The organism is Streptomyces sp. NBC_00443, assembly GCF_036014175.1.
Taxonomy (GTDB): Bacteria; Actinomycetota; Actinomycetes; order Streptomycetales; family Streptomycetaceae; genus Streptomyces.
This window is the reverse complement of the sequence record NZ_CP107917.1, coordinates 6437035-6463165: the sequence shown is the minus strand read 5'-3', so window position 1 is coordinate 6463165 and position 26131 is coordinate 6437035. Positions and strand designations below refer to the sequence as shown.

The window sequence follows — 26131 nt, the reverse complement described above, 5'->3', positions numbered from 1 at the left end:
GAACCCCTTGCGCGTCAATGGTCCGCGCAGCAACAGCCGTATCCACACCGACGACTCTTCGCCGTCGGTGTGGATACGTTGAAGATCCGTTGACCGGCCGTTTAGGGCCGCGGCGGACGATCGAGGCTCAAGGAGAGGCCCAGGGCAGCGATGTGAGGGGAGGCCCTGTGGAGTTCCGGGTGCTCGGCGTGGTGGAGGCACACCGGAGGGCGCGGGCGGTCGACCTCGGGCATGCCAAGCAACGGTGCGTGCTGGCGGTGCTGTTGTGCGAGGCGGGCCGGGTCGTGCCGGCGGAGCGGCTGATCGACCGGGTGTGGGGCGAGGATCCGCCGGGCTCGGTCCGCAATCTCCTGTCGGGATACGTCGGCCGGCTGCGCAGCGCCCTGCGCTCCGGGGACGCGGAGGCCCTCGGCGTCCGACTGGCGCGCAGCTCCGGCGGCTATCTCATCGACGTCGATCCCGAGCGCGTCGACGTCCACCGGTTCCGTCGGCTGGTGGGCGAGGCTCGTACGGCATCCGGCGAGTCGGCCGCGGGCCTGTTGCGCGACGCCCTCTCCCTGTGGCGCGGGGAGGCCCTGTCCGGCCTGGGCGGCACCTGGGCGCGGGAGACACGAGCCGCACTGGGCGACGAACGCCTCACGGCCGAACTCCACCACCACGAGGCCGAACTACGGCTGGGCAGGCACGGCCGGGCGCTGGAGCGGCTGCGGCAGCTGGTCGCGGCCCATCCGCTGGACGAGCGCCCGGTACGACACCTGATGACCGCCCTGTACCGCGGCGACCGCCAAGCCGAGGCCCTGGAGACGTACGAGGACACCCGCCGCCGTCTCGCCGAGGAACTCGGCGTCGACCCGGGCACCGAGTTACAGACCCTGCACCGGGAGATCCTGCGCGGCACCACGACCCAGGCACCGGAACCGGCACCGCGACCCGTCGCCTCACGTGTTCCGCCTGCCGAACTGCCGCACGACGTACCGGGGTTCAGTGGCCGCACCGATGCCCTGACCTGGCTGACCGCCCTGTTGACGGCCGGAGGGGGGACGCCCGAGGCCGGCAGCCCCGTGGCGATCGCCGTCATCAGCGGAGCCGCCGGTGTCGGCAAGACCGCGCTGGCCGTGCACGCCGCTCACCGGGTGCGTGACCGGTTCCCCGACGGGCAGCTGTACGTCAACCTGCGCGGCTTCGACCACGACAGGGCTCCCATGACCCCGCAGGAGGCGCTCGGCCAGTTGCTGGGGAGTCTGGGGCTGAGGCCCCAGCAGATCCCCGCCGATGCGGACGAACAGGCCCGCCGCTACCGCTCGTTGCTGGACGGGCGGCGGATGCTGATCGTGTTGGACAACGCCGCCTCCGTACGGCAGGTGCGGCCGCTGTTGCCCGGCAGCCCGACGTGCCGGGTGCTGGTCACCAGCCGCCACCGGCTGACCGGTCTGATCGCCCAGAACGGCGCCGACCCGCTGCGCCTCGACGTCCTCGCCCCCGGGGAAGCGCGGGCGCTGCTGGCCGCCGTACTCGGCGAGCGGCGGGTTACCGCGGAACCGGAGGCAGCCGATGAACTGGCCCGCCGGGCCGGCCTGCTGCCGCTGGCGCTGCGGGTGGCCGCCGCGCAGCTGCTCGGGGACCGGCACCGGCGTATCGCGGACCTGGCCGCCGGGTTGGCGGACGGGGACCGGCTGGCCGCGCTGGAGCTGGACGACGACCGCTCCTCCGCCGTGAGCGCCGCCTTCGACCTGTCCTACCGAGCCCTGGCCCCCGACGCCCGCAGGCTCTTCCGCCTCCTCGGCCTGGTACCCGGCCCCGACCTCACCCGGCCCGCCGCGGCAGCGCTCCTCGACACGTCCGAGTCGACGGCGGGTGCCCTGCTCACCACCCTGGCGACGGCGCACCTGATCGAGTCCCCCGCACCCGACCGGTACCGCTTCCACGACCTGCTGCGCGACTACGCCCGTGAGCGGGCCGCAGCAGAGGAGCCGGCGCCGGAGCGGGCGGCGGCCGAGGAGCGGCTGTTCGCTCTCCACCTGCGCACCGCCGAGGCCGCGGGCGGCGCCCTGCCCTGGCAGTACCCGCAGCTCCCGCGGGATCCGGCCGGCCCGCACGGAACACCCGCCGGCCCGGACGGGGCCGCCGACGCCCTGAGCCGCCTGGAAGCGGAACGCGCCAACCTGCTCGCCGCCGTGGAGCACGCGGCCGGCACCGGTCCACGAACCCGGCGGCGCTTCGCCTGGCTGCTGATGGCATCGCTGCTGCGGTACTGCTGGCTCCGGCTGCCGCGCGGCGCCTGGCGGGCCGCCGCCGAGGCAGCACTTCGGGCGGCCGAGGCCGACGGTGACAGCCATGCTCGGGCGGCCATGCACCGCAGCCTGGGCATCGCGCACTGCGATGCGGGCAATCACCCGCAGGCCGTCCATCACCACACCCAGGTGCTGAGACTGCACCGCGGAACCGGCGATGTGCTGGGCCAGGCACTGGCGTTGGGCGGACTGGGCCTGGCGGACACCGAGGCGGCACGCCTCGACGACGCCGTGGACCACTTCACCCAAGCCCTACGGCTGTCCCGCGAGGCCGGCCGCCTCGACGCCGAGGCGCAGGCACTGATCGGACTGGGCCTGGCGTACCGGGACCGGGGGCGGCTGGAGCTGTCCGCCCGCTATCTGCTGCAGTCGCTGCGCCTGCACCACAGGGCCGATGACGACCCCGGTGCCGGTGACCAGGCCCACCGGCTGCCCGCACTGAGCGCGGTCTACTGGGAGCAGGGCAGGTTGAGGGAGGCCGCGGAGGCACTGCCCGCCGCCGACGTATCCGAAAGCGGCGTACGCGACCCCGGCGAACCGGCCGAGCCGCAGAGCGCCAACCCCACCACCCTCGACCTCACCGCCCGGATCGAACTGGACCTCGGCCACCACCAGCAGGCGCTGGAGTACGCCGAGCGCTCGCTCCGGCTCGCCGAGAACACCGGGCGGCACCGGCTGCTCGCGATCGCCCTGACCACCCTCGCCGACGCCCACCTGCGGATGGGCCGCGCCGAGGAGGCCGCCCGGACTCATGCGCGCGCCCTGTCCGTCGCCCGTGACGTCGGCCACCGGCGCACCGAGGCCGAGAGCCTGCTCGGGCTCGCCGAGGCACATCGCGTACGGCACCGGCACGGCGAGGCGCTGGCCTGCGCCCGCCGAGCACTCGCCGTCGCCCACCGGGGCGGGTTCGACGTCGTCAAGGGCCGGACGCTGACCGAGCTCGCGGCCATCCACAGCGCGCGAGGACGACCGGCGGCGGCACGCTCCCGCGCCCGCACCGCCCTCGCCGTACACCGCCGCACCGGCCACCGCCTCGGCGAAGCCAGAACCCTGGTCGCCCTGGGCCAGGCCCTGCACGCCCTGGGCGACCCGGCCGCCCGGGCCGCCCGGCACCGGGCCCGCGCCATTTTCCTGGACACGGGTGCCCGGCCGCCCAGGGACCTCGCCTGAACGCCCGTGCGGGGGCGGCGGCACCGGCCACCGCTCCCCGCACGTGTTCCGCGCTGCGCGCTGCAGGCCGGTCAGCACATCTCGACGCGCGGGCTGTAGATCTCGCCGCCGGCGCTGTCCTGCGTGTAGGTGTAGTAGAAGCCCTTGCCCTTGCAGGTGCCGCGACCGGTCAGCTCGGTGTTGGCGGCGGAGTCGGTGGCGGAACCGACCTTCTCGTCGGGCCCCAGATCGACCCACTTGTAGACCGTCACCGTGACGTTCTGGGAGTCGCCGGGGGCACAGCCTCGGCGACCGCCCGTCCCGGAGAGCTCGTTCCCGTTCTGCGCCACGTTGTTGGCGTACAGCTCGCAGGCCTTGGGCTGCGGTGCGGAGGCGGGCGCGGCTGCGGCCACCGGGGCCGTCAGGCCGGCCATCGCTACGGCGGCGAGGGTTCCGGTCAGGATGCGACGCTTGATCATGTTCAACTCCCCGTGTCGTGTCGGGCTTTCATCGCGTACACGATCGGGGCCGCCGCCCCGCATGTCCGGCACGCCTGTGACGTGAGTCACTCGGGAGGAGGTCGCGCAGTCGGCGCATGGCCCGCGTCCGGTACCGGGCGGCAGTCCCCCGCCCTATGCCGAGAATCCGTGCCGCCTGCTCGGTCGTGTAGCCGTCCAGGTCGACCAGGATCACCACGCCGGCCTGCTGACGCGGCAGTTGCGCCAGCAGCCGTACCGCCTCGATCTCCCCGGCACGCTGCTCCACCCCACCGTCCCAGGAGCCGACGGCGTCGCGGTCCGGGTCCGGTTCGGGCACCTGCCGCCGCTCACGCCGCCAGGTGTCCCGGGTCATGCTCGACAGCGCGGAGAACGCGTACGCGCTCGGCTCCGGATGCTCCAGGAACCTCCGTGGCCGCGAGGCCAGTTTCAGATAGACGTCGTGAACGGCGTCCTCGCCCCACTGCGCGGCCCCGGTGAGAGCGGCCGCCCGGGCATAGAGCTTGGGCAACAGCCCGCAGAACACCTCGTCGAATGCCGCATTGCGGGAACCGCAGGAATCGGTCGATGGCTTGCTCATGGCGGCAGCGTTCCGCGCGCGTGTGGAACGAGGATGGAACAAACGTTGAGCGGCGGGACGGGTATGCCGATGGACGGGTGGACGGGTGGACGGGTGGGCTATTGACCGCCCCCGCGCATCCGGACCAGGGCCAGCCACCCCGGCAGGTCGACCTCGGCGCAGATGGTCTTGCCGGGCGACTCGCCCCGTTCCACCACCTCCCACCGGTCGGCCAGCGCCTCGACGAGGACGAGACCGCGGCCGTGTTCGTCGAGGGGGTGCGGACTTCGTACGTGGCCGGGCTTCGGGGGATGGGACTCGGTACGGGTGTCACTGACCTCCACGCGGATGCTGCCCGTGGGCAACGACAGCCGCAGCTCGAAGTCCCGGCCCGGGACCCGGCCGTGGGTCACGGCGTTCGCGGCCAGCTCGGCGACGATCACCGCGACGGCGTCGGAGGCGACACTGCCGTGCGGGATACCCCAGGCGTGGAGCTGGTTCACGGCGAGGTGCCGGGCGAGGCGGGCGCCGCGCGGCGTGGCGCTGAGGCGCTGGGTGAACGTACGTACGGTAACCGGGGGTTGGGGGGTGTGGGGTGCGGGCATGCGCTCAATCTGGCGCGTGGGGCGGGCAGTTCACCAGGTGAGAGGCGCGTACGCTGCGGCAACGTACGCGGTTACGGACTGGACAGTACTCATCACCGGCCGTGACCATGGGTTCGGGAGGTGACCGACCGTGGTCGATGGCGTGGTGGGTGCGGGTGGCGAGCCGGAGGCGTCGGACAGTCTGCGGACGTTCGGGGCGGTGGTCCAGGCGTTGCGGGAGCATGCCGGTTTGAGCCGGGAGGAGTTCGGGGACCTGGTGGGGCTGTCCAAACACACGGTGGTGTCAGTGGAGTTGGGGCGGCGGATGCCAGATCCGACGTTTGCGGTTCGGGCGGAGGGGGTGACGGGGAATACCGGGGCGTTGCTGAAGTCGGTTCCGCATCTGGCTCGGCAGCCGGGGTTGGCGGCTTGGTTTCGGCGGTGGGCGCGGCTGGAGGCGACGGCGATCACGCTGTACACGTACGAATGCCGGTTGGTTCCGGGGTTGTTGCAGACCGAGGCGTATGCGCGGACGCTGTTCACGAATCAGCTCCCGCCTCTGGACGACGAGCAGATCGAGGCGCAATGGGAAGCGCGCGCCGAACGGCAACAGCTGTTGCGGGAGCGGCCGAACACTGCGTTCGCCTTCATCCTGGAGGAGCACTTGTTCCGGCGGCGAACGGGCGGTACGGACGTCACGCGGAAGCTCATTGATCACGTGCTGGACATCGCCGGAGTGCGGAACGTCGAGGTTCAGATCATTCCGACCGTCCGAGAGACACACTCGGGGCTCGACGGCCCGATGCAGCTCCTTGAGACCCCGGAAAACAAGTGGTTCGCCTATTGCGAGGGCCAGCGTGGCGGCCTGCTCATCTCCGACGCGAAAGAGGTCAGCGTCCTCCAAAGGCGGTATGCCAGTATGCGTTCGCAGGCTCTCACCCCTGAAGACTCCGTGAGCCTGTTGCAGCGGATGCGAGGAGAACTATGAGCACCAGCGAGCTGGCCTGGTTCAAGAGCAGCTACAGCAGCGGTAGCCAGGGCGACTGCGTCGAAGTGGCCCTCGCCTGGCACAAGTCCAGCTACAGCAGCGGTGGCGACGGCGACTGCGTAGAGGTAGCCACCTGCCCCCACACCATCCACGTACGCGACTCCAAGAACCGGCAGGGCCCCGCGCTCACCCTCTCCCCCGCCACCTGGACGGAGTTCATCGCGCACGTCCGTCCAGCAGGGCAAGCCCCAGCGGCGTAACGGAGTGCAGCGCGGCCTTGCCCGCCCTGCACGTGCTCAGTAACCCGGCCTTGCGCAGGATGCCCACATGATGGCTGGCCGTGGCCGGTGAGATGCCCGCGTCGTGGGCGAGTTCGGTCGTCGTCACGCCGTGGTCGGCGACCGATTCGAGGATCCCGGCGCGGGTGCGGCCGAGGAGGGCGTTCAGCGAGCGGAGCCCGGTGACGCCCCCGCTCAGAACCGTCTCGTGGGTCATCGGATAGACGACGACGCACGGCAGCGCGGGATCCTTCAGCAGCGTCGGCTTGCGCCAGCAGAAGTACGACGGGAGGACGAGGAGCCCGCGCCCGTCGAGGCGGACGTCACGGTCCGCGCCCAGCCCCGTAACCTCCAGTACGGGCCGCCGCCAGACGAGACCGGGGTGGAGGGCGCCGAGCAGCGCGCCGAGGTCGCCGTCGGCCAAGTACCGCCCGTGGGCGGCACGTTCGGCGCCGAAGCGGGTGCGGAGGCGACTCCACCAGGGGGCCAGCGCGGCCGTGAAGTACGCCCGGAAGACGCGCGCGAGGTGGCCGACGGCCTCCTTGTCACCGTCGGCCAGGGAACGCGCCCAGGGCGGCAGCCGTCGGCCCGCGCGGGACAGTTCCACCAGGTCGCCCCGCAGCCGCTGCCGTGGTGTGGACAGCAAGGCCCCGATCCCGGCGTCCAGGCCGCCCGTGCCGGCGGCCGGGGTGAGGAAGTCGGCCGAGTAGCCGACGGGCGGGGCCATGCGGAGCAACGGACGTACGGCCCGCGGTAATTCGCGTCGCACCCGGCGCCGCCAGCCGCCGAAGACGGCGGAACCGGTGTCCGTCTGAAGCATGTGCATGCTGAGCAGCGCCTCCCACATGGGGTCGGGAGCCTGCGCCAGCCTGATCTGGGCGAGATCGTCGTCGGTGAAGTGAATGCGTACGGCCATGTGAGCCATCCCCGTTCGGCACGTCGTGCACTCACATGCTCCGGGGTTCGTCACCTCTTGACACCCTCAGAAGTCATGGGGAGCGAGCGCCCCGCCGCACGGTCACGTGCGGCGGGGCGCCTCTCCGGGAGGGTCCGGCAGGGCTTGCTCCTCAGCACTCCTCGACGGAGCTGACCTGGTCCCGGACGGGCGACGCGAGGTCGAGCGCCTGCCCGTCCAGGATCACCTGGATCTCGTTCTCGTAGTCCGCGTCCCGGTACAGGCACCACGAGCTGCCGGAGATGTTCTTCACCGACCACACGTGGTCATTGAGACCGCCCGCCAGCTGGCCCAGGTTGGACGCGCCGTCCGACAGCGAGTAGTGCGCGCCGCCGCCCTGCCCGTCGTGGTAGATGCAGAACTCCGACGGGTCGCAGGGCCAGGTCGCCGGGTCCCCGGCCGCCTGCGCGGACGTGGGAATCGCCAGCATGACGACGCTGCCGGCGAGGGCTGCCAGGCCGAGGGAGAGACGACGCTTACGGATGGACATGAGGTTCTTCCTTTCCCCGTTGTCGTGCGTACGAGGACCAGCCTGCGGTCCGTGCGCCACACCCGCACGTGCCTTCGACGCAGATCGAATCGAACTCGCATGGCGGGGTTGGGGAACGTCGACGCCGGTTCAGTCATTTGCCGGCGAGAGACGCCAGAGTGACGTGACTTCCGCGGCGCGGGCGGCGTGGAGGGGATCAGTGGTGTCCCTCGCCCGTGGGTGCCGCGGCCCGGTGTCGATTCTGTCCACCACACGCAGGCCCGCTGCTTCGATGCCGGCCAGCAGTTCGCCGCGCGTCCTGAGTCCGAGATGCTCGGCCAGATCCGACAGGATGAGCCATCCCTCACCTCCCGGTTCGAGATGGGCGGTGAGTCCGTCCAGGAAGCTGCGGAGCATGCTGCCGCCCGAGTCGTAGACGCCTTGCTCCACGGCAGAGGTGGGCCGGGCCGGGATCCAGGGCGGGTTGCAGACGACGAGGTCCGCGCGCCCGTCCGGGAAGAGGCGGGGGCCCACGATGCCGATACGCCCGGTGAGGTGCAGCCGACGGACGTTGTCGCGTGCGCAGGCCAGGGCACGCGGGCTGATGTCGGTGGCCACGGTGCGCTCGATCCCCCGGCGGGCCAGGACGGCTGCGAGCACTCCCGTTCCCGTTCCGAGGTCGAACGCCGTGCGGCGACCTGTGCGACGGTCCGCGGGCGCAGGGAGTGGTGCATGGGCGACGAGGTCGACGTATTCGCCCCTGACGGGGGAGAACACTCCGTAGTGCGGGTGAAGGCGAGCGTCGAGGGCCGGTACCTCCACGCCCTTCGTGCGCCACTGATGCGATCCGGTCACGCCGAGCAGTTCTGTCAGCGAGACAGCCATCGGCCGGAACGGCGGACCGTACGCCTCGGTGCATGCCTGGCGCACATCGGGCGCTCTGCGCAGGTTCAGGCGGTAGTCGTCCTCCAGCAGAACGAGCAGCCTGCCCAGCACGCGGGCCCGGTGGTTGCGGGTCCGGCGATGCAGGTGGAATTCCTCCGCCGGGCTGTCGCCTCGCCCAGGAGGCTTCCGGTCGATGCGGCGGCCCATCGCCTGCAGGAGTTGACGTGCGTTGTGGAAGTCGCCGCGCCACAGCAGGGCGGTGCCTTCGCAGGCCAGTCGGTAGGCGGTGTCGGCTTTCATACGGTCGTCCGCGCCGATGACCCGACGGGGCGGCGCTGTCGCGTTCTCGGAATGCCAGTGGGCGGAACGGGGGGTGTTCGTCTCGGTCCAGTGGATGGTGGACACCGAGTACTCCTCGTGATCGAACGTGCAGGGGCACGAAGAGCACTTCGACGAGGAGCGGGGCAAACGGCCCGTGCTGCGGCACGGGCACGCGTGTCAGGGCCGGTGGGGCTACCGCTCCCGCGTCGAAGCGCGAGAGGAGAAGTCGCCGAGAACCATGCCGAGAACCATGGCGCGGGTCATGACCAGCCTTTCAGACAGAGGGCATCAACAGGGTCGCACAGCCGCGTACTTGTCGGTGTCAGCCGAGCATGCCCCCGCCGAACGGCGTCGTCTGCCACTGGTCGACAGCCGGCTTGAGGTACTCCACCAACTCGGGCAGCTGTGGCACGAGCGTGAGGGAGGCGATGATCCGCAGCATCCCGACGGCGTTCACGAAGCTCAGGACGTCCTCGTTCAGCGGCCTCGTGCCGTTGCGCCGCGCGCCGCGGTTGTAGGCGGCTTCGTGGACGGGCCCGAGAGCGGCCAGGTCCCACTCGACGGGGCCCAAGGTGACCAGCTCGAAGTCGGCGTAGAGGTCCCCGTCCGCCCCGGAGAAGATGTTCGCGGGCGGGGAGTCGCCGTGGATGGGCTGGAGGTCGACCCCCGGGAACGCTTCTTCGAACGCCGTGCGTGAGCGCACGAGGGGTTCCAGGATCTGCCACTCCCGGCGTGCGCGGTCCAACTCGCTCGCGCCGATGAGGCCGGGGAGCCTTTCGAGCAGCCCAAGGCTTTCCGCGATGAACCGCGGGTCGGCCGCGGACAGAAACGACAGACGACCCGGGTATGAGCGCATCGCGGCGTGCAGGTCGGCAACGCTTTCGGAGTTCGCCACGTAGTCGGGTTCCTTGTCCCGGTCCTCCTCGACGAACTGCCAGAACGTCATCGAGAATCCGTCGCGCTGAACAGGTTCCCGTGGCACGAAAGGGCTGGGAGGGATCACGGGGGTTCCCTGGTCGGCGAGCCATCGTGTCACGTCGAGTTCCGCCTGCTGGCGGCGCGCGAGGGAATCGAGGCCTTCGCAGTGCGGCAGGACGGTGGGGATCCGGGCCACGACCGGTGAGGGCGCCAGGTGGACCACGACGGAGAAGACGTCATGGAGCAGCGTGGCATCAGTCACCGTCAGTCCGAGGTCGCGCCCCGCTCCGACAGCCGCGTCAACTGCGGCGGAGGTGCGGCGAGCGACGTGTTGCGGTGTCACGAATTCGGTCATGGTTCCGGTTCCAGGTGATGTTCCGACGGCCACACCTCACCATACAAGACGATGCGTATCGTCTCCATATGCGCCGGGCATGGAATCCAAGATCCACACCACCCATCCCAGGACAACCTCCATGGCCTGCATGGAACTTGACAGGTACTCACTTTGCTCAACTCACAGCCCATCAACAGCACGCCTCCCTACGGTGCCGTGTCCATGACAGACGCTTCGAGGAAAACCCCCACCGCGATCGGGCGCCGCACCGTGCTGATCGCCACCGGCGCCACGGCCGTATCGCTGGTCGTCGCCGCCGCGCCTGAAGACCCCACAGCCGAGGCGGCCGACCCGGCCCCCGTCGCCGCCGCGGCCGTCTGCACGCTCACGAAGGAGATGACCGAAGGCCCCTACTACCTGGACGGACAGCTCGTCCGGGCCGACGTCAGCGAGGACAAGACCGGCATCCCGCTGGAGCTCACGCTCACCGTCGTCGACGACAGCACCTGCGCGCCGCTGAACAGCGCCCTGGTGGAGATCTGGCACTGCGACGCCCTCGGCGAGTACTCCGGCTTCGTCGGCAACAACGGCCACGACGAGCCCGACAACGGCACCTTCCTGCGGGGCGGCGTGCTCACGGCGTCGGACGGCGTCGCGCGCATCACGTCCGTGTACCCCGGCTGGTACCGCGGCCGGTGCGTCCACATCCACGTCAAGGTCCACACCGACGTCACGCTCACCGACGACGGCTCGTTCACCGGCGGCCAGGAACTCCACACCGGCCAGCTCTTCTTCGACGAGACGATCACGACCCGGGTCGCCGCGCTCGCCGTCTACGCCGCGAACACCGTCCCACGCACCACCCTCGCCCAGGACGGCATCTACGACGACGGAGGCGCCGCGTCCGGACTGCTGACCCTGACCGCACTGGGCAGTTCACCCTCCGCCGGCTATGCGGGGGCGCTGACCCTGGGGGTGGAGAGCTGACGTGACCTGACCCGCATCGACGCCAAGCCGCGCCCGGCTGCCATCAGCGGGCGCGGCTCGGCCTGTGCAGGCGGTACTGCTACTTGCCGGGGCACTCCTTCCACGCCAGGTGGTACACCGTGCTGATGTCACCGTCGGTCGAGTCCATGGTCATGAAGCTGACCTTGCTCGGAGACGACGAGCCGGCGTTCACGCGCAGCTCGGTGTTGATGTTGAAGTTGCGCTGCTTTCCACAGGGCGCCCAGATCAGCTGGGCCCAGTCTGTCTCGTCGGTGGCCTGCCAGTTGTCGTTGAGGGGGCCGCTGAAGGGGTGGCTGCGGAACTGCGTGTTCGGTGAGCCCTGGAAGTAGTACGAGGCTCTCTGCATGGCGTTGGCGCCGGGCTGGAGGGCGGCGAAGCCGCGGTAGTCGGCGCTGGCGATGGCGTAGGTGAAGCCACCGGGGACGTGCACGACCAGGCTGAGCTGGCAGTTCTTGCGGAACGCCGTGGGATCGGAGTTGCCGCCGACCTGGGCGAGGTAATCGCTGTAGGTCACCGTGAACGCGGTGTTGTCCTCGGAGACGGCGACGGCGGTGGTGCCCTGGGGGCAGCCGGAGCCGTTCACCGTGGCGACCTTGATGACGATCTTGTCCGGCGGCGGGTCTTCGAACGCCGGCGCGGCCTGAGCGGGCAACGTCGCGGTGAGCAGAGCGGCCAGCGCGCCGCCGCTCAGCAGGAGTCGCAGGAGTCCACGTGCCATGGAGCTCTCCTTGGGGATGGGGGGTGGCTGCGCCTCCGGCCCCGTTTTCAAGCCGGTTGAATCTTTGAAGGAACAGTGACTTTTCCGTGAAGGCCGAAGGCGTTCGCATCGTAGGGGGCCGCGCATGGCATGGCCACGACGAACTCCAGCCATTCACAGGCAAGTTGAGACATGCCGATGTGTCCGCCCGGTCGGTCAGGTGCCGACCGGCTGACGCTCCTCGGCGGGCTCGGCCGCGGCCGCGTTCCGCTCCTTGAGGTGGGCGCGTACCGAGTACGCCACGGCGGCGGCCCACAGCGCGTACAGGGCGGCGTAGAGCACGTCACTCGGCAGCAGGGTGCGGGCGTTGGTCACGACGATCACTCCGCCGACCGCCGATCCCAGCACCCTCGGCGGCAGCAGCCGCACCAGCCAGGCGGCGAGGGGCGCGGCGACCAGACCGCCCAGCAGGAACGCGGCGACCCACATGCCGTCGATGCCCTGGGAGCCGAGCGAGAACAGGAAACCGAGGCTCGCGGCCACCGCCACGAGGAACTCACTGGTGTCGATGGAGCCGATGACCCTGCGCGGCTCCATCCGGCCGGAGGCGAGGAGAGCGGGCGTACCGACCGGGCCCCAGCCCCCTCCCCCGGTGGCGTCGAGGAAGCCGGCGACCAGCCCCAGCGGGGCCAGGAACCGGCGCCCGAGCGGCCTGCCCAGCCGGCCCTCCGGCAGCCCCCGCAAGGTGAACCGGACCAGGACGTACACACCCAGCCCCAGCAGGATCGCGGACATCACCGGCTTCGCGACCTCCGTCGACAGCCGGGACAGCACCGTCGCCCCGAGGAACGCACCCACCGCGCCCGGTACGCCGATCCGCCCGACCACCTTCCAGTCGACGTTCCCGAAGCGCCAGTGCGCCGCCCCCGACATCAGCGTCGTACCGATCTCGGCGAGATGGACGGTCGCGGAGGCGGCGGCGGGATTGGTGCCCAGGGCCAGGAGCAGCGTGGTCGAGGTCACCCCGTAGGCCATGCCGAGGCTGCCGTCCACGAGCTGGGCCCCGAGGCCCGCGAGGGCGAGCAGGATCAGCGTGCGCATGGGGGGCGACGGTAGGGCCCCAAGCTGAGCAAAGCCTTTGGGAAGCTGAACGCAGTCTTGGGGCCCTGTGAAGATCGTCCGTCCTGTCAGCTCAGGCGGATCACGTTCCAGGACAGCGGTTCCAGTACGGCGGTGAGGCCGCCGTCCTTGAGTGCCGCTCCCTCGACGGCGTGCGGAGTGACCCGCTCCGGCTCGTCGAGGGTGTTGCGGGCGTCCGGGTCGGTGTCCGCGAGGGCGCTGTGCTCGACGACCGTCGTCAGGTCGAGGCCGTTCAGCGCGACCTCCAAAGGCAGCGGCTCGGTGCGGCTGCGGTTGACCGCGAAGACGGTGACCGTGCCGTCCTCGGCGCGCACGGCGGTGGCGTGCAGCAGGTCGGCCTCGCCGTACTTCTTCGTCTCGAACGTCGGGGAGTCCACCCGGACGTCCAGCACCTGGCCGCGGCCGTACTTGGCGGCCTGCGCGAACGGGAAGAACGTCGTCTGCCGCCACGCCGGGCCGCCCGGCTCGGTCATGATCGGCGCGATGACGTTGACCAGCTGGGCGAGGCAGGCGACGGTGACGCGGTCGGCGTGCCGCAGCAGCGCGATGAGGAGCGAGCCGAAGACGACCGCGTCCATGACGCTGTAGTTGTCCTCCAGCAGCCTCGGGGCCTCGGGCCAGTTCCGCTCCCCGATGCCGTCCGCGTGCTCGTGCCAGTCGGGGATGTACCAGACGTTCCACTCGTCGAAGGAAAGGTTGATCTTCTTCTTCGACTTGAGGCGGGCGCCCACGTGGTCGCACGTCGCGACCACGTTCTCGATGAAGGACTCCATGTCGACGGCGGAGGCGAGGAAGGAGTCGACGTCGCCGTCCTCGGGCCAGTAGTAGGCGTGCAGCGAGACGTAGTCGACGAGGTCGTACGTCTCCTGAAGGACCGTCGCCTCCCACTCGGCGAACGTGGCCATGCCCTGGCTGGAGGAACCGCACGCCACGAGTTCGACCTTCGGGTCGATCTGGCGCATCGCGCGGGCCGTCTCCGCGGCGGTCCTGCCGTACTCCTCGGCCGTCTTGTGGCCGGTCTGCCAGGGGCCGTCCATCTCGTTGCCCAGGCACCACAGCCGGATGCCGAAGGGGTCCTTGTCGCCGTGGGAGACGCGGAGGCCGGAGAGTGCCGTGCCGGCCGGGTGGTTGGCGTACTCCTGGAGCTCGAGGGCCTCGGCGACGCCGCGGGTGCCGAGGTTGATGGCCATCATCGGCTCGGACTGGGGGCCGATCTTGCGGAGGAAGTCGATGTACTCGGACAGGCCGAAACGGTTGGACTCCGTGGAGTGCCAGGCGAGGTCGAGGCGGCGGGGACGGTCCTCGGCGGGGCCGACCGAGTCCTCCCACTTGTAGCCGGAGACGAAGTTGCCGCCGGGGTAGCGGATGGTGGTGACGCCCAGTTCACGGACGAGGTCCAGGACGTCCTGGCGGATGCCGGTCTCGTCGGCGGTCGGGTGGTCCGGTTCGAAGATGCCGGTGTAGACGCAGCGGCCGAGGTGTTCGACGAAGGATCCGAAGAGACGGGGGTTGACCTGGGCGATGGTGAAGGCGGGGTCGAGGGTGAAGCGGGCGGTTTGCATGGTCGCCTTTCGAAGGGGGTGGTTCTGAATCGTTGGCGGCTGCGGGTGGGTGGGGGTTGATCGCGCCCCCGCGGCGGAGCCGCATATTGCGACGGCCCCGCGCCCCTTGAGGCGCTACTGGCCGGCCAGGCCCGTATGGGCGACGCCTCTTACGATCTGGCTCTGGAACAGGACGAAGGCGGCTATCAGGGGGAGGCCCGCGATGATGCCGCCGGCCATGAGTTGGGGCCAGACGATGCCGAAGGCGTTCTGGACGGTGGCGATGCCGTTCGGCATGGTCATCAGGTCGGGGTTGTTGGTCACCATGTACGGCCAGATGAAGTTGTTCCAGGAGGCGATGAAGGTGAAGATCCCCACCGCCGAGAGGGACGGCTTCGACAGGGGCAGGACGATCGTGAAGAAGATCCGCCAGCGGCCCGCGCCGTCGATGAAGGCCGCCTCCTCCAGTTCGCGGGGCAGCGACTGGAAGAACTTGTAGAGGATGTAGACCATCGCCGCGGGCGCGCACTGCGGCAGGATCATGCCCCAGTAGGTGTCCACCATGCCGAGCGACTGCACGGTGGTGAACAGCGGGACGCCGAGGACGGCCGGGGAGAACATCAGGCCCGCCATCGTGACCGCCATCAGGGCCGACTTGCCGCGGAACTCCGTACGGGCGAAGCCGTATCCGGCGAGCGACGACACCAGCAGCACGATGAAGGTGACGCAGACGGACACCACGACCGAGTTCACGAACCAGTTGGGGATGTTGCCGGCGTCCAGGACCCCCCTCCACGACTCCAGCGTGAAGTCGTCGGGGATCCAGTGCGGGGCGGCCACCGATTCGGTCGGGGTCTTCAGGGAGGTGGACAGGGCCCAGAGCAGGGGGGCCACCCAGATCGCCGAGAGGGCCGCGGCGACCAGGGTGAGCGCGATCTGGCCGGGGGTCCAGGTACTGCGGGGCCTGCGCGGCACGGGCGTCGTCGGGGTCGTCATCGGGCGCCCTCCTCGCGGTTGCGCAGCAGCCACATCCGACCGAGGGCGACGACCGCGATGATCAGGAACAGGATGAAGGAGATCGCGGAGGCGTAGCCCACGCGGTAGCTCGTGAAGCCCTGTTCGAGGGTGTACTGGACGAAGGTGCGGGTCGATTCCTCGGGGCCGGGCCCGAACTGGTACATGACCACGGCCTGGTCGAAGACCTGGAGCGAGGCGAGGACCTGGAGCGCGATCACCAGGCCGGTGATGTTGCGCAGGTTCGGCACGGTGATGTGGAGCAGGCGCTGGAAGGCGTTGGCTCCGTCCAGTTCGGCCGCCTCGTATAGGTGTTGGGGGATGTTCTGGAGGGCGGCCAGGTAGAGCAGGAAGCTGAAGCCGACCGTCCACCACAGGGTGGCGACGACGACGGCGAGCAGGGCCGTGGACTTCTGGGTGAGCCAGGGGGCGTCCAGGCCGAGGACGTGGTTGACCATGCCGTTGGTGGGCTGGAAGAGCCACCACCACAGGTTGCCGATGACCGCGGACGGCAGCAGGAAGGGGGCGAAGAAGCAAAGCCGCCACAGCCACTTGAAGTGCACGGTGTGGTGGGCGACGAGGGCCATCAGCAGCGCGACGACGACGATGGCCGGGACGACGTACAGGGTGAACTGCACGCTGTGCGTGAGGGAGTCCCAGACCAGGTCGTCCTTGAGCGCCTCGCGGTAGTTGTCGAGGCCGACGAAGCTCGTGTGGTCGCCGGAGATGTTGGCGTCGGTGAAGCTGAGGTAGAGACCGCGGACGACCGGCAGGATGACGAAGAGGCCGTACAGGACGAAGAACGGGGCGACGAACCAGCCGCCGTGCTGGAAACGGTTGCCCCAGCGCAGTCGGGCGGAGTCGGCGGCGGTGGTCGCGCGGGGGCGCAGCACCCCCTGGGCGACCGTGGTGGTCGTACTGCTCATGCGCCCGCTCCCTTCAGTTCCCGGGCTGCCGTCAGGCCGGTCATGGGGTTCTTGGCCGTGAGCAGTTGGTGCAGGAGGGACTTCATCCGGCGGGCCGCCGCGTCGGGCTGCGCCGAGCCCAGGGTGGACGAGGCGATGACCGGGCCGAGGCGGGTGGCGAGGATGCCCGTGGAGCCCGCGAACCAGATGTGGGGTTCGGTGGCCGGGTGTTCCATGGCGGGCCCGGAGTACTCGTTCTGCGGGGTGAGTCCGAGGTAGCCGGGGTCCTTGAAGGTGGGCAGATAGGCGGGTACGTGTCCGCCGTTCGCCCAGGTGGTGGCGTGGGAGACCATGTAGGCGGCGAGTTCGTAGGCGCCTTCGTTCGGGGCGCCGCCGCGGTCGGCCTGGTGGGGCAGGACGAAGGCGTGCGACTCGACGTGGGTGGCCGGGGTGCCGAAGACCGGGGGCAGGGGCTGGGCGCCGTACTCGATCTTCTCGCCGTTGAAGTAGGGCACCGACCAGTTGCCCTCCCAGGTGAAGGGCGATCCGGCGATGAAGGCCTCGCCGTCCGCCTCGCCGACGGTGACGTAGCCCTCGGTGACGTTCCTGCGCAGGAACTCCAGGACCTGGGTGGCCTTGTCGGTGTCGAAGGTGACCTGGGCCTGGTCTTCGTCGAAGTAGGAGCCGCCGAGCTGCTGGTAGAAGGAGACGAAGAACCACCAGGCGAAGTTCTGGTCGCTGGCGTGCAGCCCGAGGGTCTGCTGCCCCTTCTTCAGCTGTCCCTTGGCCGCCGCGAGGATCTCGAACCACTCGTCGGGGGACCCGGCGGCGGGGAGGCGGCCGTCGGAGTCCAGCAGGCCGGCCTTCTCGCACACGTCCTTGCGGTAGAAGTTCAGCTGGACGTGGATGTCGAGGGGCAGGGCGTACAACTCGCCGTCGACGATGCCGCGGCGCCACAGCACGGGGTTGAAGTCGGCGTCCCGTACGCCGTACTCGGCGAGCAGACCCACGTCCCAGGGGTCGAGCAGGCGGCCCGGCGCGAAGCCGGGGATACGGCCCTGGTGCATCACCGCGAGGTCCGGCGCGCGGTTGCCTGCGGCGGCCATGGCGAGCTTGGTGTAGTAGGGGCCGCCCCAGGTGAGGGTGGAGTCCTTGACGGCGACGTCCGGGTGCGCCTTGCGGAAGGCGTCCACCATCGCGACCTGGTTGGTGCCGTCGCCGCCCTGGAAGAGGTTCCAGTAGCGCACCCGGGTACGGGCACTGGACGCGAGCGCGTCCGCGCCCGTCCCGAGCGCCGCGAACCCGAAGCTGCCGGCCACCGCCAATCCGCCTGCGGTGGCCAGAAGTTGCCTGCGATTGAGGTCAGGTCGTCCCATTCCTGCCCTATCTGTTCGAGATATCGACATACGCCCGTAACTTCGAACGGACCGTAGGCTGCAAGCGCTTACCAGTCAATGGTTTGTGCACGAATCCGAGCGACGCGGTCTTCCCCGGCTCATCCGCGGTCGTTCCCCCGGCTCATTCGCGGTCGTTCCCCGTTTAACCACGGCCGCCGGACCACATGACGGGGACACATCCGGACGCGTAGGCTCGAACGGCCCGCCGACGGGCGGAGGAACTGGGGGTGCGATGGACATCGCGGGCGCGCGCACGAGGGCGGCCCGGGTCGCTGCGGTGCTGCGGCTGCGGCGCTCCCGTTCCGGTTCCGGGATGCGTGAGCTGGCCTCCGAGCTGAGCGCCGCCCTGCGGGCCGGACCCCACCCCCCGGCCGACGTACGCGAGTTGTGCCATGCGCTGTGCGCGGAGATGAGCGCGCGGCGCGGCGGACGGCCCGTCGAGCTGCGGTTCGAGCGGTTTCCCGACGAGATCGAGGTGACCGGGCTGTGGGTGGAGTTCCAGGACTTCGACCTGGTCATCGTCGAGGAGCGGGCCGAGGCGATGCAGCAACTGGTCATCCTGGGCCATGAGTTGTGGCACATGCACGCCGGCCACGGCCACCACCACACCGACGGCACGGCGGCCGCACACGCGCTCGCCGGCACCCCCGGCTGGAAGGGCATCGCCCTCGCGGTCGCCGCCCGCAACGGCTCCCGGGAACGGGACGAGGCCGAGGCGGACGACTTCGGGCACCGGCTGGCGGCTGTCTTCCGGCCGCTGTTGTCGGGGCGGGGAGGGGACGTGGCGCTGGGGCCGGTGCAGCGGTCGATGGGCTACCGCGGGAGCGGGAGCGGGAGGACGGCGCGGTGACCGTGCTGGCGTCGACCTCCTCAAGGCTCTTCGGCGATGTCCATATCTCCTTCTGGATCCCCACCGTCGCCCTGGCCGCCGCCCTGGCGATCAAGCTGCCCAGCATCCTCAGGATGTGGCGGGACCCCCTGCTGCGCGCCGTCGGCGGCCTGCTGCTGTTCGCCTGCGCGGTGTTCGTCTTCGCCGCCCCGGCCACCATCGCCTGGACCAACCGCGTCACCGGGGTACCGAACATCTCGGCCCCCTGGGTGTACTCGCTCATCACCGCGCTGTGCGCGTCCTGGCTGCTGATGATCATCGCCTGGCGCAACGGCCTGTCCAACCGCTCGGCCGCCACGCGCCGCGCGACCCGCTGGGTCGTCTCCGTCTACGCAGGCGTGGTCATCACCCTGTGGGCGCTCTTCGCGCTCGCGGACGCTCCCGTGGAACGGCTGCGGGACCTGGACACGTACTACGCCACTACGCCCTTCATGCGCGAGCAGATCCTGCTCTACCTTCTCGCGCACACCGTGGCCTGCACGATCACGGCACGGCTGATCTGGAACTGGATCCGCACCGAGGGCCTCGACGCGTGGCTGCGCTGGGGCCTGCGGTTCCTGGGCGTCGGCTACGCGACGAACCTGCTCTTCGACGCGTCCAAGCTCACCGCCGTGGTCGCCCGGTGGACGGGCCACGATCTGGACTGGCTGAGCACCGACCTGGCGCCGTCGGCCGCCTGCGTCTCCGCCTCCCTGGTCGCGGTGGGCTTCATCATCCCGCACGCCGGCCAGTACCTGCACGAGCGCTGGCGCATCCGGCGACGCCACCGGCACCTGCGTCCCCTCTCCGTGCTGATGCGGTCCGTCAACGGCGCACGCGAGCCCATCACCCTGCGCGGCACCCCGGAACTGCGGCTGATCCGCCGTGAGACGTTCGTCCGCGACGGGCTGTTGCAGGTGTCCCGGCACCTCGACGAGGACCTGCGCGGACGGTCCTACGACGCGGCCCTCGCCCTCGGCTTCGAGCCCACCCGGGCGGAGGCCCTCGCCGCGGCCGTGACGATCCTGGACGCCGTCGACGTCAGGCAACGGTCCCCGAAGGCCGACGCCGACGCCTCCCCGTCCGGCCCGGACACCGCGTATCTGCTGCGGGAGATCCAGGCCGTGTCCCGAGCCCTCCGCCATCCCAACGACATCGAGGCGGTACGCGCCCGAGCGACCGCCCCGGCAGAGAGTGCCCCCGCATGAATGAACGCCCCGCCCCAGACGTCAGAACCGCCGTCGTCCTGGGGGGATCCCACACCGGCATGCTCGCGGCCCGCGTGCTCGCCGGATTCGTCGACCGTGTGCTCGTAGTGGACCGGGACACCCTGCCCGGCGGTCCGGACCCCCGCAAGGGGCTGCCGCAGGCACGGCACGCGCACATGCTGTGGTCGGGCGGGGTCCGGGCCATGGAGGAGCTGCTGCCGGGGGTCACCGAGGTGCTCCGGGACGCCGGGGCGCGCCGCCTGCCGGTCACGACGGACGTGGTTGCCATGTCGGCGCGGGGCTGGTTCCGGCGCTGGCCCGAGTCCCACCATGTGATCCTGGCCGGCCGGGACCTGCTGGACGCGACGATCCGGGCGCAGGTCCTCGCCGACGAGCGGATCGAGCTGGTCGAGCGGGCGGAAGCGGTGGGGCTGGCCGGTACGGACGCCGCCGTGACGGGCGTACGGATCCGGGCGCACGACGGCGCCGAGCGCATGCTCCGGGCAGGCCTGGTCGTCGACGCCACGGGCCGCGGCTCCGGGGCGCCCCGGTGGCTCAGGGCCCTCGGTCTTCCCGCACCTCAGCGGCGCGAGGTCGACTCCGGGCTGGCGTACGCCAGTCGGCTCTACCTTGCCCCCGAGGACGCCAGGGACGGCTTCCCGGTCGTCAACGTGCAGCCCGACCCACGGGCCGGCGGACCGGGCCGGGCGGGCTTCCTGCTGCCGATCGAGAACGGCCGGTGGATCGTCACCCTGTCCGGCACCCGGGGCGGCGAACCCACCGACGTGGCCGAGGACTTCGTTCCGTGGGCCCGCGAGAAGCTGCGCCACCCGCTGATCGGCGAACTGCTCGAGAACGCGGAGCCGCTGTCCGACGTGTCGGTCACCCGTGCCACCGTCAATCGCCGCTACTTCTATGAGCGGATGCCGGTGTGGCCGGAGAACTTCGTCGTCCTCGGTGACGCCCTCGCCGCGTTCAACCCGGTCTACGGCCATGGCCTGGCGGTCGCCGCCCAAAGCGCCGTGATCCTGCGAAATGTGATAGGCCGTCAGGGCTGGGCCGCACCGGGCCTGTCACGCCGCGTCCAGAAGGCGGTGGCCCGCCCGGTCGGCGCGGCCTGGGACCTCGCCATCGGGCAGGACGTCTTCTACCCGGGCGCGACAGAAACCGGCCCCACCCTCCGCGAACGGCTCGTCGCGGCCTACGTGGGCCGCCTCATGCACACCGCCACCGGCAACGGCCGAATCGCCCGCCGAGTCACGGACGTGACGTCCCTGGAACGCGCCGCCGAGGTACTGCTGTCCCCGTCCGTCCTACTGGCCGCAGCCATCGGCCCGCTCAAGCCGGCTCTCAACGGACCGCCGTTGACCGCGGAGGAGCGGAAGTCGGCGGGGCTGGGGTAGGGGTGTCGGGGCTGCTGTCAGTCGCGCAGTCGCTCGCGATATTCCCGGCGGCGCGGACGGTCGGTTCGGGATACTCGTCGCCATGGATGAGGTCAAGGTCGTCGTCGCCCATTCCGAGCGCGCGACCCTGCGCGTCGGCGACGTGTTCCTGAAGGTGGACGCCGATCAGGCGCGTATCGACGTCGAGGTCGAGGCGATGGCGGTGGTGCCGGTCCCGACCGCGGAGGTCCTGTGGCGCAAGCCTCCCGTGCTGGCGATCGCCGCGGTCCCGGGGACGGCGCTCGGCCGCCTCGGCGAGCCGTCGAACGCGTCCCCGGCGGCGTGGGCCGCGGCGGGTGCCGCCGTCCGGAAGCTGCACGACGCGCCGTTGCCTCCCCGGCCCGGCCGGGCAGGCCGGAGCGTCGACGCGTTGGTGGCGGAGCTCGCCGGCGAGTGCGAGTGGCTCGTGACGAACGGTGTCCTGCCCGCCGACCTGGTCACGCGCAACCGTCAGGTCGCCGAGGCCGCGCTCCGGCCGTGGACTGCGGCGTTCACGCACGGCGATCTGCAGATCGCTCACGTGTTCGTCGACGGTGACGAGGTCACGGGCATCATCGACTGGTCGGAGGCGGGCCGGGGCGATGCCCTGTACGACCTCGCCACCTTGACGCTCGGACACGAGGAACACCTGGGCGACGTCATCGCCGGGTACGGCACCGACGTCGACCTCGACGTGATCCGCGCGTGGTGGTCGCTGCGCAGCCTGCTGGGGGTTCGCTGGCTGGTCGAGCACGGCTTCGACCCGTCCGCGCCGGGCTGTGAGGTCGACGTACTGAGATCCCGGATGTGACGCGACGCTGCGCGGGCGCTCGACCCCCCGGACAACGGCCGCCTCAGCCCTTGAACGCCGGCTGTGCCAGCCCCTTCCCCGCGCCCGGCACCACGAACACCGAACCCGACAGCGCGGGCGGCGAGGCGAGGCCGACGCGGGCCGTGGTGATGTACAGGTCGGTCAGGTCGGGGCCGGCGAAGGCGCACGCCGTCACCCGGGGCACGGGAAGCGGGACCACCCGGTCCAACTCACCGTCGGGCGTGTACCGGCGCACCGCCGAGCCCTCCCACAGCGCCACCCACACGCAGCCCTCGGCGTCGACGGTGAGCCCGTCCGGGAAGCCGGCGCCGTCCTCGATCTCGACCAGCGGGCGCCGGTTCAGAGCCCGCCCGTCGGCGAAGTCGAAGACGTCGACGCGGCGCGTCGGCGAGTCGATGTAGTACATGAGCTGCCCGTCCGGACTCCAGCCCGTGCCGTTGCTCACCGCCACGTCGTCGAGGACCACCTCGACGGAGGCCTCACCGGTGATCCGGGACAGGGTGCCGCCGCCCGGCGCCTCGTCGTAGCGCATGGTGCCCGCCCACAGGGACCCGTCGGGCGCGACTGCGGCGTCGTTGGCGCGGCGGCCGGAGACGGGTTCGTGATGCAGCCAGCGGAAGCTGTGGTCCGGGTCGAGCACCGCCACGCCGTCCCGGAGGTTGAGGACGAGCCCGCCGCCGACGCGCGGCTTGACGGCGCCGATGTGCTGGTGCGTCGTACGGACCGTGCGCCGCCCGGAGACGGGGTCGTAGGTGTGTATCCGCGCACCGAGGATGTCGATCCAGACGAGCCGGCCACTCGCCGGATCCCAGGTCGGCCCCTCACCGAGCTGCGCCTCCGCACGCACCGCCACCTCGTACGGCGCCCTCACGCAACGCTCCGGTGCCCCAGGCGCTCCGACAGTTCGGCGGCCCCCTTGGCGGAGAGCTGCTCCAGCTCGGCGAGCCGCTCGTCGCTCCAGCGGATCATCGGCACGGAGATGGACAGCGCGGCAACGACCTGCCCGGTACGGTCCCGCACCGGCGCGGCCACGCACGACACGTCCGGGTTGGACTCCCGGCTCTCGACGGCGATGCCGCGCTGCCGAATCTCAGCGAGGGCCTCGCGCAGCGCGCCGGGCTCGGTGATGCTGTTGGGCGTCATGGCGACGAGCTCGGCCCCGTCGGGGATACGGGACGACAGCTCCGAGTCGGGAAGGGAGGCCAGCAGCATCTTGCCGACCGACGTGCAGTGGGCAGGCAGCCGACGGCCCGCCGCGGACACCATCCGCACCGCGTGCGTCGAGTCGACCTTGGCGATGTAGATGACGTCCGTGCCCTCCAGGATCGCCACGTGCACGGTCTCGTCGCAGGTCTCCGCGACGGACCGGGCGACCTGCTGCCCCTCGGCCGCGAGGTCGAGCTGCTCGGCGTACCGGCTGCCGAGCTGGTACGGCCGTACGCCCAGGCGGTACCGTCCCGGCTGACCCGGCACCTGGACGATGTACGACCGAGCGGCCAGAGTGGTCACCAGCTCATGCACGGTGGTCCGCGGCAACTGGAGCTTGCGCACGATGTCGGGGGCGGAGAGCGTCCCGTCCCCGTCGAGGAAGAGCTCGAGAATGTCGAGAGCCCGGGTCACGGCTGGTACGAGGCGTCCCACGTGCGGCCCCCTCCCTTGCATGCGAGGCTGCGTTCGAGATTTCAACAGCCGATCGGAATAACGAACACAGGCTACTCAAAGTGCGTTTCCCCCGGCAATGGCCTTGCGCGGACCGGCTCGATTCCTGCCCCGTCGGCCCCTTCGGTCAGTCCCGCTCAGCTCTGCGGCTTCCCCACCCGGGGAACGGGGCGTTCGGGCCCCACTCGCCCGGGAGGGACGTCTCCGGGACGACGTCCGAGCGCTGGACGAGGAAGGCGCCGCCCTCCAGCCAGGCGAACTCCGTCCGGAAGGGGCCGACGCTGCGGGCGACAGCCCACAGGTCCCACTCGCCGACGAAGGCGGCGAACGGAGCAGGGCGGGCGGTGCCGGGTACGCCGACGTCAGTACGCGGGGTTACTCCCGCCGTCAGACGTCCTCGGCGACCTGGCCCGGCACGGTGGTGTCCATGTCCTCCACCTCTTCCAGGTCTTCCACGTCATCAAGGAAACTGAGCCGGCCCGCCCGCCGGGCCGCCCTGGTCGTCCATGTCATCGCCTCCGCCGGCTGGCTCGGGCTCACGCTCGGGCTGCTCGCGCTCGGGGTCACCGCGGCCACCACCGGGTCCGCGGTGACCGTGGAGGCGTCGGTGCGGGCCATGAAGCTGTTCGCCGACTGGCTCCTGCTGCCGGTCGCCTCCCTCACGCTGCTCAGCGGGCTCGTACTGGCGCTGGGCACGCAGTGGGGGCTGGCGCGGCACCGCTGGGTCTACGTCAAGTTCTGGGTGACCCTGGGCACGACCACCGCCACCGTCTTCGCCCTGCGCCCCGGCGTGAACTCCGCGGTCGAGGCGATCGCCGCGGGCGGGCCGCTGCCCGACGCCGGGGACGTCCTGTTCGGGCCGATCGTGTCGCTGTCGGCGTACGTCTTCATGACGGTGATCTCGATCCTCAAGCCCTGGGGACTCACGCGCCGAGGCCGACGCCTGCGCGCCGCGTCCGCCCGCACCCCGTCCCGCCGCACCGAGCCCGCCCGTCAGACCACCTGAAAGCAGGTACTGAGCAACCAGCACCTTCTACCTAGGCGCCTCCCCCAGCGCCCCCCTCAACCGCTGGGCCCGCAACACCAGCTCCAGCTCGAACCGTCGATCCGGGTCGTCCATCTCGTCGCCCCACAGCTCCCGGATCTGGCGGAGGCGGTACCGAACCGTCTGGGGGTGGACTCCCAGACGGGCCGCCACCTCCGGCGCCCCGCCCCTGGTCTCCAGCCACGCCAGTAACGTCTCCGCCAGCCGCCGCCCGTGCGTCGGCCCGCAGTGCTCCAGCGGTGCCAGGCACCGCACCGCCAGGTCGTCGATCAGTTCCTCGGGCTGCAGCAGCACGAGAGCTTCCGTGTGCTCGGTGCAGTACAGGACGTCGCCGGCCGGCAGCAGCCGCCGTTCCATCAGGCGTACGGCCGCCTCGGCCCAGCGCAGCGACTTCGCCGCGTCGGCCAGGGGCACCGGGGGCCGATCGCGCCCGCCCAGCCGGTCAGGGCCCGGTGCAGCAGTTCGGGGCGGCCGCCGGCCTCCGGCTCGGGGACGACCATGCGCGGCTGCTCGTACTCCATGTCGAGCAGCACCCCCTGCCCCACGGCCGGCGCCACCGCCTCCCGCGCCGGGCGCAGTAACACGCCCACGGCGACCTTCTCGGGCAGCGGCCAGCCGATCCGGGCCGCCCGCTCCGTCAGGGCGTCCGCCGGATCGCCCCGGTGGTGTTCGGCCAACAGCAGTTCCATCAGGCGGCGTTGGAGACGCAGCCGCTCGCCCGCCTGCCGTGCCGCCGCCTCGGCGTAGCCGCGCACCGACTGGTCGACCAGGCCGTCCAGGTACTCGTAGCCCGCGTCCACCAGCTCGTACATCGCGGGCGGCGGAATGTCGACGCGCTGGCCGATCTCGGCGAAACGGCGCCAGGCCAGCCGTACGCCCAACCGGTAGATCGCCTGGAGCGAGTCCAGGGAGCGGCCGTTGTAGCCCTCGCCGCGGCCGAAGTCCTGGAAGACGCCCGGCGGTACGGTCGGGCGGCCCTCCGACTTCTCCAGGTGCTCGACGAAGACCTCGATCGCGCGCCGTATGCCGACCAGGGCCATGGGCTCGCCCGACTCGTCGAGGACGACGGGCAGTTGGGGGTACTCGCGCTGGATCTCGCGCAGGATCTGTTCGGCGAGCGCTGGGGCGTCCGCCATGACCAGCTCCGCGAACCGGCGGACCTGGA

General features: G+C 71.0%; 24 protein-coding genes and 1 pseudogene. 9 read left to right on the top strand and 16 right to left on the bottom strand.

Annotated elements, in window-relative coordinates; genetic code table 11:
• Positions 1 to 167 precede the first annotated feature (167 nt).
• Positions 168 to 3461 carry an AfsR/SARP family transcriptional regulator gene (locus OHO27_RS29490; protein WP_328427996.1) on the top strand — a complete coding sequence of 1098 codons (3294 nt, stop codon included), beginning with the start codon at positions 168 to 170 and terminating at the stop codon, positions 3459 to 3461.
• A gap of 71 nt (positions 3462 to 3532) precedes the next feature.
• Here OHO27_RS29490 and OHO27_RS29485 read toward each other — a convergent pair whose 3' ends face one another.
• The 3 genes from OHO27_RS29485 to OHO27_RS29475 form a co-directional block, all read right to left on the bottom strand.
• Positions 3533 to 3919 carry a hypothetical protein gene (locus tag OHO27_RS29485; RefSeq protein ID WP_328427995.1) on the bottom strand — a complete coding sequence of 129 codons (387 nt, stop codon included), beginning with the start codon at positions 3917 to 3919 and terminating at the stop codon, positions 3533 to 3535.
• A 28-nt stretch (positions 3920 to 3947) separates the two neighbouring features.
• Complete coding sequence (locus tag OHO27_RS29480) at positions 3948 to 4517, bottom strand: RNA polymerase sigma factor (RefSeq protein WP_328427994.1); 570 nt, start codon at positions 4515 to 4517, stop codon at positions 3948 to 3950.
• A gap of 98 nt (positions 4518 to 4615) precedes the next feature.
• Positions 4616 to 5101 (bottom strand): ATP-binding protein, encoded by a 486-nt coding sequence (locus OHO27_RS29475; protein ID WP_328427993.1) that lies wholly within the window; start codon positions 5099 to 5101, stop codon positions 4616 to 4618.
• Positions 5102 to 5231: 130 nt separating this feature from the next.
• Here OHO27_RS29475 and OHO27_RS29470 point away from each other — a divergent pair, with 130 nt between their 5' ends.
• Positions 5232 to 6068, top strand: coding sequence for a helix-turn-helix domain-containing protein (locus OHO27_RS29470; protein ID WP_328427992.1), 837 nt, complete (start codon positions 5232 to 5234; stop codon positions 6066 to 6068).
• Positions 6065 to 6328 (top strand): DUF397 domain-containing protein, encoded by a 264-nt coding sequence (locus OHO27_RS29465; protein ID WP_328427991.1) that lies wholly within the window; start codon positions 6065 to 6067, stop codon positions 6326 to 6328. Before OHO27_RS29470 ends, OHO27_RS29465 begins: the two co-directional genes overlap by 4 nt.
• On the opposite strand, the gene OHO27_RS29460 is transcribed toward OHO27_RS29465, so the two are convergent.
• The 4 genes from OHO27_RS29460 to OHO27_RS29445 all read right to left on the bottom strand — a co-directional run bounded on the left by OHO27_RS29460 (position 6285) and on the right by OHO27_RS29445 (position 10249).
• Positions 6285 to 7262, bottom strand: coding sequence for a winged helix-turn-helix domain-containing protein (locus OHO27_RS29460; RefSeq protein WP_328427990.1), 978 nt, complete (start codon positions 7260 to 7262; stop codon positions 6285 to 6287). The genes OHO27_RS29465 and OHO27_RS29460 overlap by 44 nt on opposite strands.
• A 151-nt stretch (positions 7263 to 7413) precedes the next feature.
• The gene (locus tag OHO27_RS29455) at positions 7414 to 7791 is read right to left on the bottom strand and encodes a peptidase inhibitor family I36 protein (RefSeq protein WP_328427989.1); all 378 of its coding nucleotides are present in this window, start codon (positions 7789 to 7791) and stop codon (positions 7414 to 7416) included.
• A gap of 129 nt (positions 7792 to 7920) precedes the next feature.
• Positions 7921 to 9060 carry a class I SAM-dependent methyltransferase gene (locus OHO27_RS29450; protein WP_328427988.1) on the bottom strand — a complete coding sequence of 380 codons (1140 nt, stop codon included), beginning with the start codon at positions 9058 to 9060 and terminating at the stop codon, positions 7921 to 7923.
• A gap of 238 nt (positions 9061 to 9298) precedes the next feature.
• Positions 9299 to 10249, bottom strand: coding sequence for a phosphotransferase (locus tag OHO27_RS29445; RefSeq protein ID WP_328427987.1), 951 nt, complete (start codon positions 10247 to 10249; stop codon positions 9299 to 9301).
• Positions 10250 to 10453: 204 nt separating this feature from the next.
• Here OHO27_RS29445 and OHO27_RS29440 point away from each other — a divergent pair, with 204 nt between their 5' ends.
• Positions 10454 to 11218 carry an intradiol ring-cleavage dioxygenase gene (locus tag OHO27_RS29440; protein ID WP_328427986.1) on the top strand — a complete coding sequence of 255 codons (765 nt, stop codon included), beginning with the start codon at positions 10454 to 10456 and terminating at the stop codon, positions 11216 to 11218.
• 79 nt (positions 11219 to 11297) lie between these two features.
• Here the strand turns inward: OHO27_RS29440 and OHO27_RS29435 are convergent, their stop codons facing one another.
• The 6 genes from OHO27_RS29435 to OHO27_RS29410 form a co-directional block, all read right to left on the bottom strand.
• The gene (locus OHO27_RS29435) at positions 11298 to 11957 is read right to left on the bottom strand and encodes a DUF4360 domain-containing protein (protein WP_328427985.1); all 660 of its coding nucleotides are present in this window, start codon (positions 11955 to 11957) and stop codon (positions 11298 to 11300) included.
• 195 nt (positions 11958 to 12152) lie between these two features.
• Entirely contained in the window at positions 12153 to 13037 is an 885-nt protein-coding gene (locus tag OHO27_RS29430) for a sulfite exporter TauE/SafE family protein (RefSeq protein ID WP_328427984.1), read from the bottom strand.
• Positions 13038 to 13123: 86 nt separating this feature from the next.
• Positions 13124 to 14638 carry an arabinosylfuranosidase ArfA gene (gene arfA / locus OHO27_RS29425; RefSeq protein ID WP_328427983.1) on the bottom strand — a complete coding sequence of 505 codons (1515 nt, stop codon included), beginning with the start codon at positions 14636 to 14638 and terminating at the stop codon, positions 13124 to 13126.
• Between the two features lie 114 nt (positions 14639 to 14752).
• Positions 14753 to 15613 carry a carbohydrate ABC transporter permease gene (locus OHO27_RS29420; protein WP_328427982.1) on the bottom strand — a complete coding sequence of 287 codons (861 nt, stop codon included), beginning with the start codon at positions 15611 to 15613 and terminating at the stop codon, positions 14753 to 14755.
• Positions 15610 to 16557, bottom strand: coding sequence for a carbohydrate ABC transporter permease (locus OHO27_RS29415; RefSeq protein ID WP_328427981.1), 948 nt, complete (start codon positions 16555 to 16557; stop codon positions 15610 to 15612). Before OHO27_RS29415 ends, OHO27_RS29420 begins: the two co-directional genes overlap by 4 nt.
• On the bottom strand, positions 16554 to 17912 hold the full coding sequence (locus tag OHO27_RS29410) for an extracellular solute-binding protein (RefSeq protein WP_328427980.1): 1359 nt from the start codon (positions 17910 to 17912) through the stop codon (positions 16554 to 16556). The genes OHO27_RS29415 and OHO27_RS29410 overlap by 4 nt, the downstream gene beginning before the upstream one ends.
• Before the next feature lie 253 nt (positions 17913 to 18165).
• Here OHO27_RS29410 and OHO27_RS29405 point away from each other — a divergent pair, with 253 nt between their 5' ends.
• The 4 genes from OHO27_RS29405 (at position 18166) to OHO27_RS29390 (ending at position 22241) form a co-directional block, all read left to right on the top strand.
• Positions 18166 to 18783: a toxin-antitoxin system, toxin component family protein gene (locus OHO27_RS29405; protein WP_328427979.1), complete on the top strand. Its 618-nt coding sequence runs from the start codon at positions 18166 to 18168 to the stop codon at positions 18781 to 18783.
• 2 nt (positions 18784 to 18785) lie between these two features.
• Complete coding sequence (locus OHO27_RS29400; protein ID WP_443059723.1) at positions 18786 to 20009, top strand: MAB_1171c family putative transporter; 1224 nt, start codon at positions 18786 to 18788, stop codon at positions 20007 to 20009.
• Positions 20006 to 21412, top strand: a complete 1407-nt coding sequence (locus tag OHO27_RS29395; protein WP_328427977.1) for an NAD(P)/FAD-dependent oxidoreductase — start codon at positions 20006 to 20008, stop codon at positions 21410 to 21412. The genes OHO27_RS29400 and OHO27_RS29395 overlap by 4 nt, the downstream gene beginning before the upstream one ends.
• Positions 21413 to 21494: 82 nt before the next feature.
• On the top strand, positions 21495 to 22241 hold the full coding sequence (locus tag OHO27_RS29390; protein ID WP_328427976.1) for an aminoglycoside phosphotransferase family protein: 747 nt from the start codon (positions 21495 to 21497) through the stop codon (positions 22239 to 22241).
• A 43-nt stretch (positions 22242 to 22284) separates the two neighbouring features.
• On the opposite strand, the gene OHO27_RS29385 is transcribed toward OHO27_RS29390, so the two are convergent.
• Complete coding sequence (locus tag OHO27_RS29385) at positions 22285 to 23133, bottom strand: SMP-30/gluconolactonase/LRE family protein (protein ID WP_328427975.1); 849 nt, start codon at positions 23131 to 23133, stop codon at positions 22285 to 22287.
• A complete protein-coding gene (locus OHO27_RS29380) occupies positions 23130 to 23903 on the bottom strand; it encodes an IclR family transcriptional regulator (RefSeq protein WP_328427974.1) in 774 nt (257 codons plus the stop codon). The genes OHO27_RS29385 and OHO27_RS29380 overlap by 4 nt, the downstream gene beginning before the upstream one ends.
• Positions 23904 to 24348: 445 nt before the next feature.
• Here OHO27_RS29380 and OHO27_RS29375 point away from each other — a divergent pair, with 445 nt between their 5' ends.
• Entirely contained in the window at positions 24349 to 24927 is a 579-nt protein-coding gene (locus OHO27_RS29375) for a DUF2269 domain-containing protein (protein WP_328427973.1), read from the top strand.
• 27 nt (positions 24928 to 24954) lie between these two features.
• Here OHO27_RS29375 and OHO27_RS29370 read toward each other — a convergent pair.
• A pseudogene (locus tag OHO27_RS29370) lies at positions 24955 to 26102 on the bottom strand (helix-turn-helix domain-containing protein).
• Between the last annotated feature and the right edge of the window lie 29 nt (positions 26103 to 26131).

What these genes read in the sequence shown, in the direction of transcription:
- OHO27_RS29485 (WP_328427995.1), bottom strand. Translation starts at nt 3,919, where the DNA reads ATGATCAAGCGTCGCATCCTGACCGGAACCCTCGCCGCCGTAGCGATG.
- OHO27_RS29480 (WP_328427994.1), bottom strand. Translation starts at nt 4,517, where the DNA reads ATGAGCAAGCCATCGACCGATTCCTGCGGTTCCCGCAATGCGGCATTC.
- OHO27_RS29475 (WP_328427993.1), bottom strand. Translation starts at nt 5,101, where the DNA reads ATGCCCGCACCCCACACCCCCCAACCCCCGGTTACCGTACGTACGTTC.
- OHO27_RS29465 (WP_328427991.1), top strand. Translation starts at nt 6,065, where the DNA reads ATGAGCACCAGCGAGCTGGCCTGGTTCAAGAGCAGCTACAGCAGCGGT.
- OHO27_RS29460 (WP_328427990.1), bottom strand. Translation starts at nt 7,262, where the DNA reads ATGGCCGTACGCATTCACTTCACCGACGACGATCTCGCCCAGATCAGG.
- OHO27_RS29455 (WP_328427989.1), bottom strand. Translation starts at nt 7,791, where the DNA reads ATGTCCATCCGTAAGCGTCGTCTCTCCCTCGGCCTGGCAGCCCTCGCC.
- OHO27_RS29445 (WP_328427987.1), bottom strand. Translation starts at nt 10,249, where the DNA reads ATGACCGAATTCGTGACACCGCAACACGTCGCTCGCCGCACCTCCGCC.
- OHO27_RS29440 (WP_328427986.1), top strand. Translation starts at nt 10,454, where the DNA reads ATGACAGACGCTTCGAGGAAAACCCCCACCGCGATCGGGCGCCGCACC.
- OHO27_RS29435 (WP_328427985.1), bottom strand. Translation starts at nt 11,957, where the DNA reads ATGGCACGTGGACTCCTGCGACTCCTGCTGAGCGGCGGCGCGCTGGCC.
- OHO27_RS29430 (WP_328427984.1), bottom strand. Translation starts at nt 13,037, where the DNA reads ATGCGCACGCTGATCCTGCTCGCCCTCGCGGGCCTCGGGGCCCAGCTC.
- arfA (WP_328427983.1), bottom strand. Translation starts at nt 14,638, where the DNA reads ATGCAAACCGCCCGCTTCACCCTCGACCCCGCCTTCACCATCGCCCAG.
- OHO27_RS29420 (WP_328427982.1), bottom strand. Translation starts at nt 15,613, where the DNA reads ATGACGACCCCGACGACGCCCGTGCCGCGCAGGCCCCGCAGTACCTGG.
- OHO27_RS29415 (WP_328427981.1), bottom strand. Translation starts at nt 16,557, where the DNA reads ATGAGCAGTACGACCACCACGGTCGCCCAGGGGGTGCTGCGCCCCCGC.
- OHO27_RS29410 (WP_328427980.1), bottom strand. Translation starts at nt 17,912, where the DNA reads ATGGGACGACCTGACCTCAATCGCAGGCAACTTCTGGCCACCGCAGGC.
- OHO27_RS29405 (WP_328427979.1), top strand. Translation starts at nt 18,166, where the DNA reads ATGGACATCGCGGGCGCGCGCACGAGGGCGGCCCGGGTCGCTGCGGTG.
- OHO27_RS29395 (WP_328427977.1), top strand. Translation starts at nt 20,006, where the DNA reads ATGAATGAACGCCCCGCCCCAGACGTCAGAACCGCCGTCGTCCTGGGG.
- OHO27_RS29390 (WP_328427976.1), top strand. Translation starts at nt 21,495, where the DNA reads ATGGATGAGGTCAAGGTCGTCGTCGCCCATTCCGAGCGCGCGACCCTG.
- OHO27_RS29375 (WP_328427973.1), top strand. Translation starts at nt 24,349, where the DNA reads ATGTCCTCCACCTCTTCCAGGTCTTCCACGTCATCAAGGAAACTGAGC.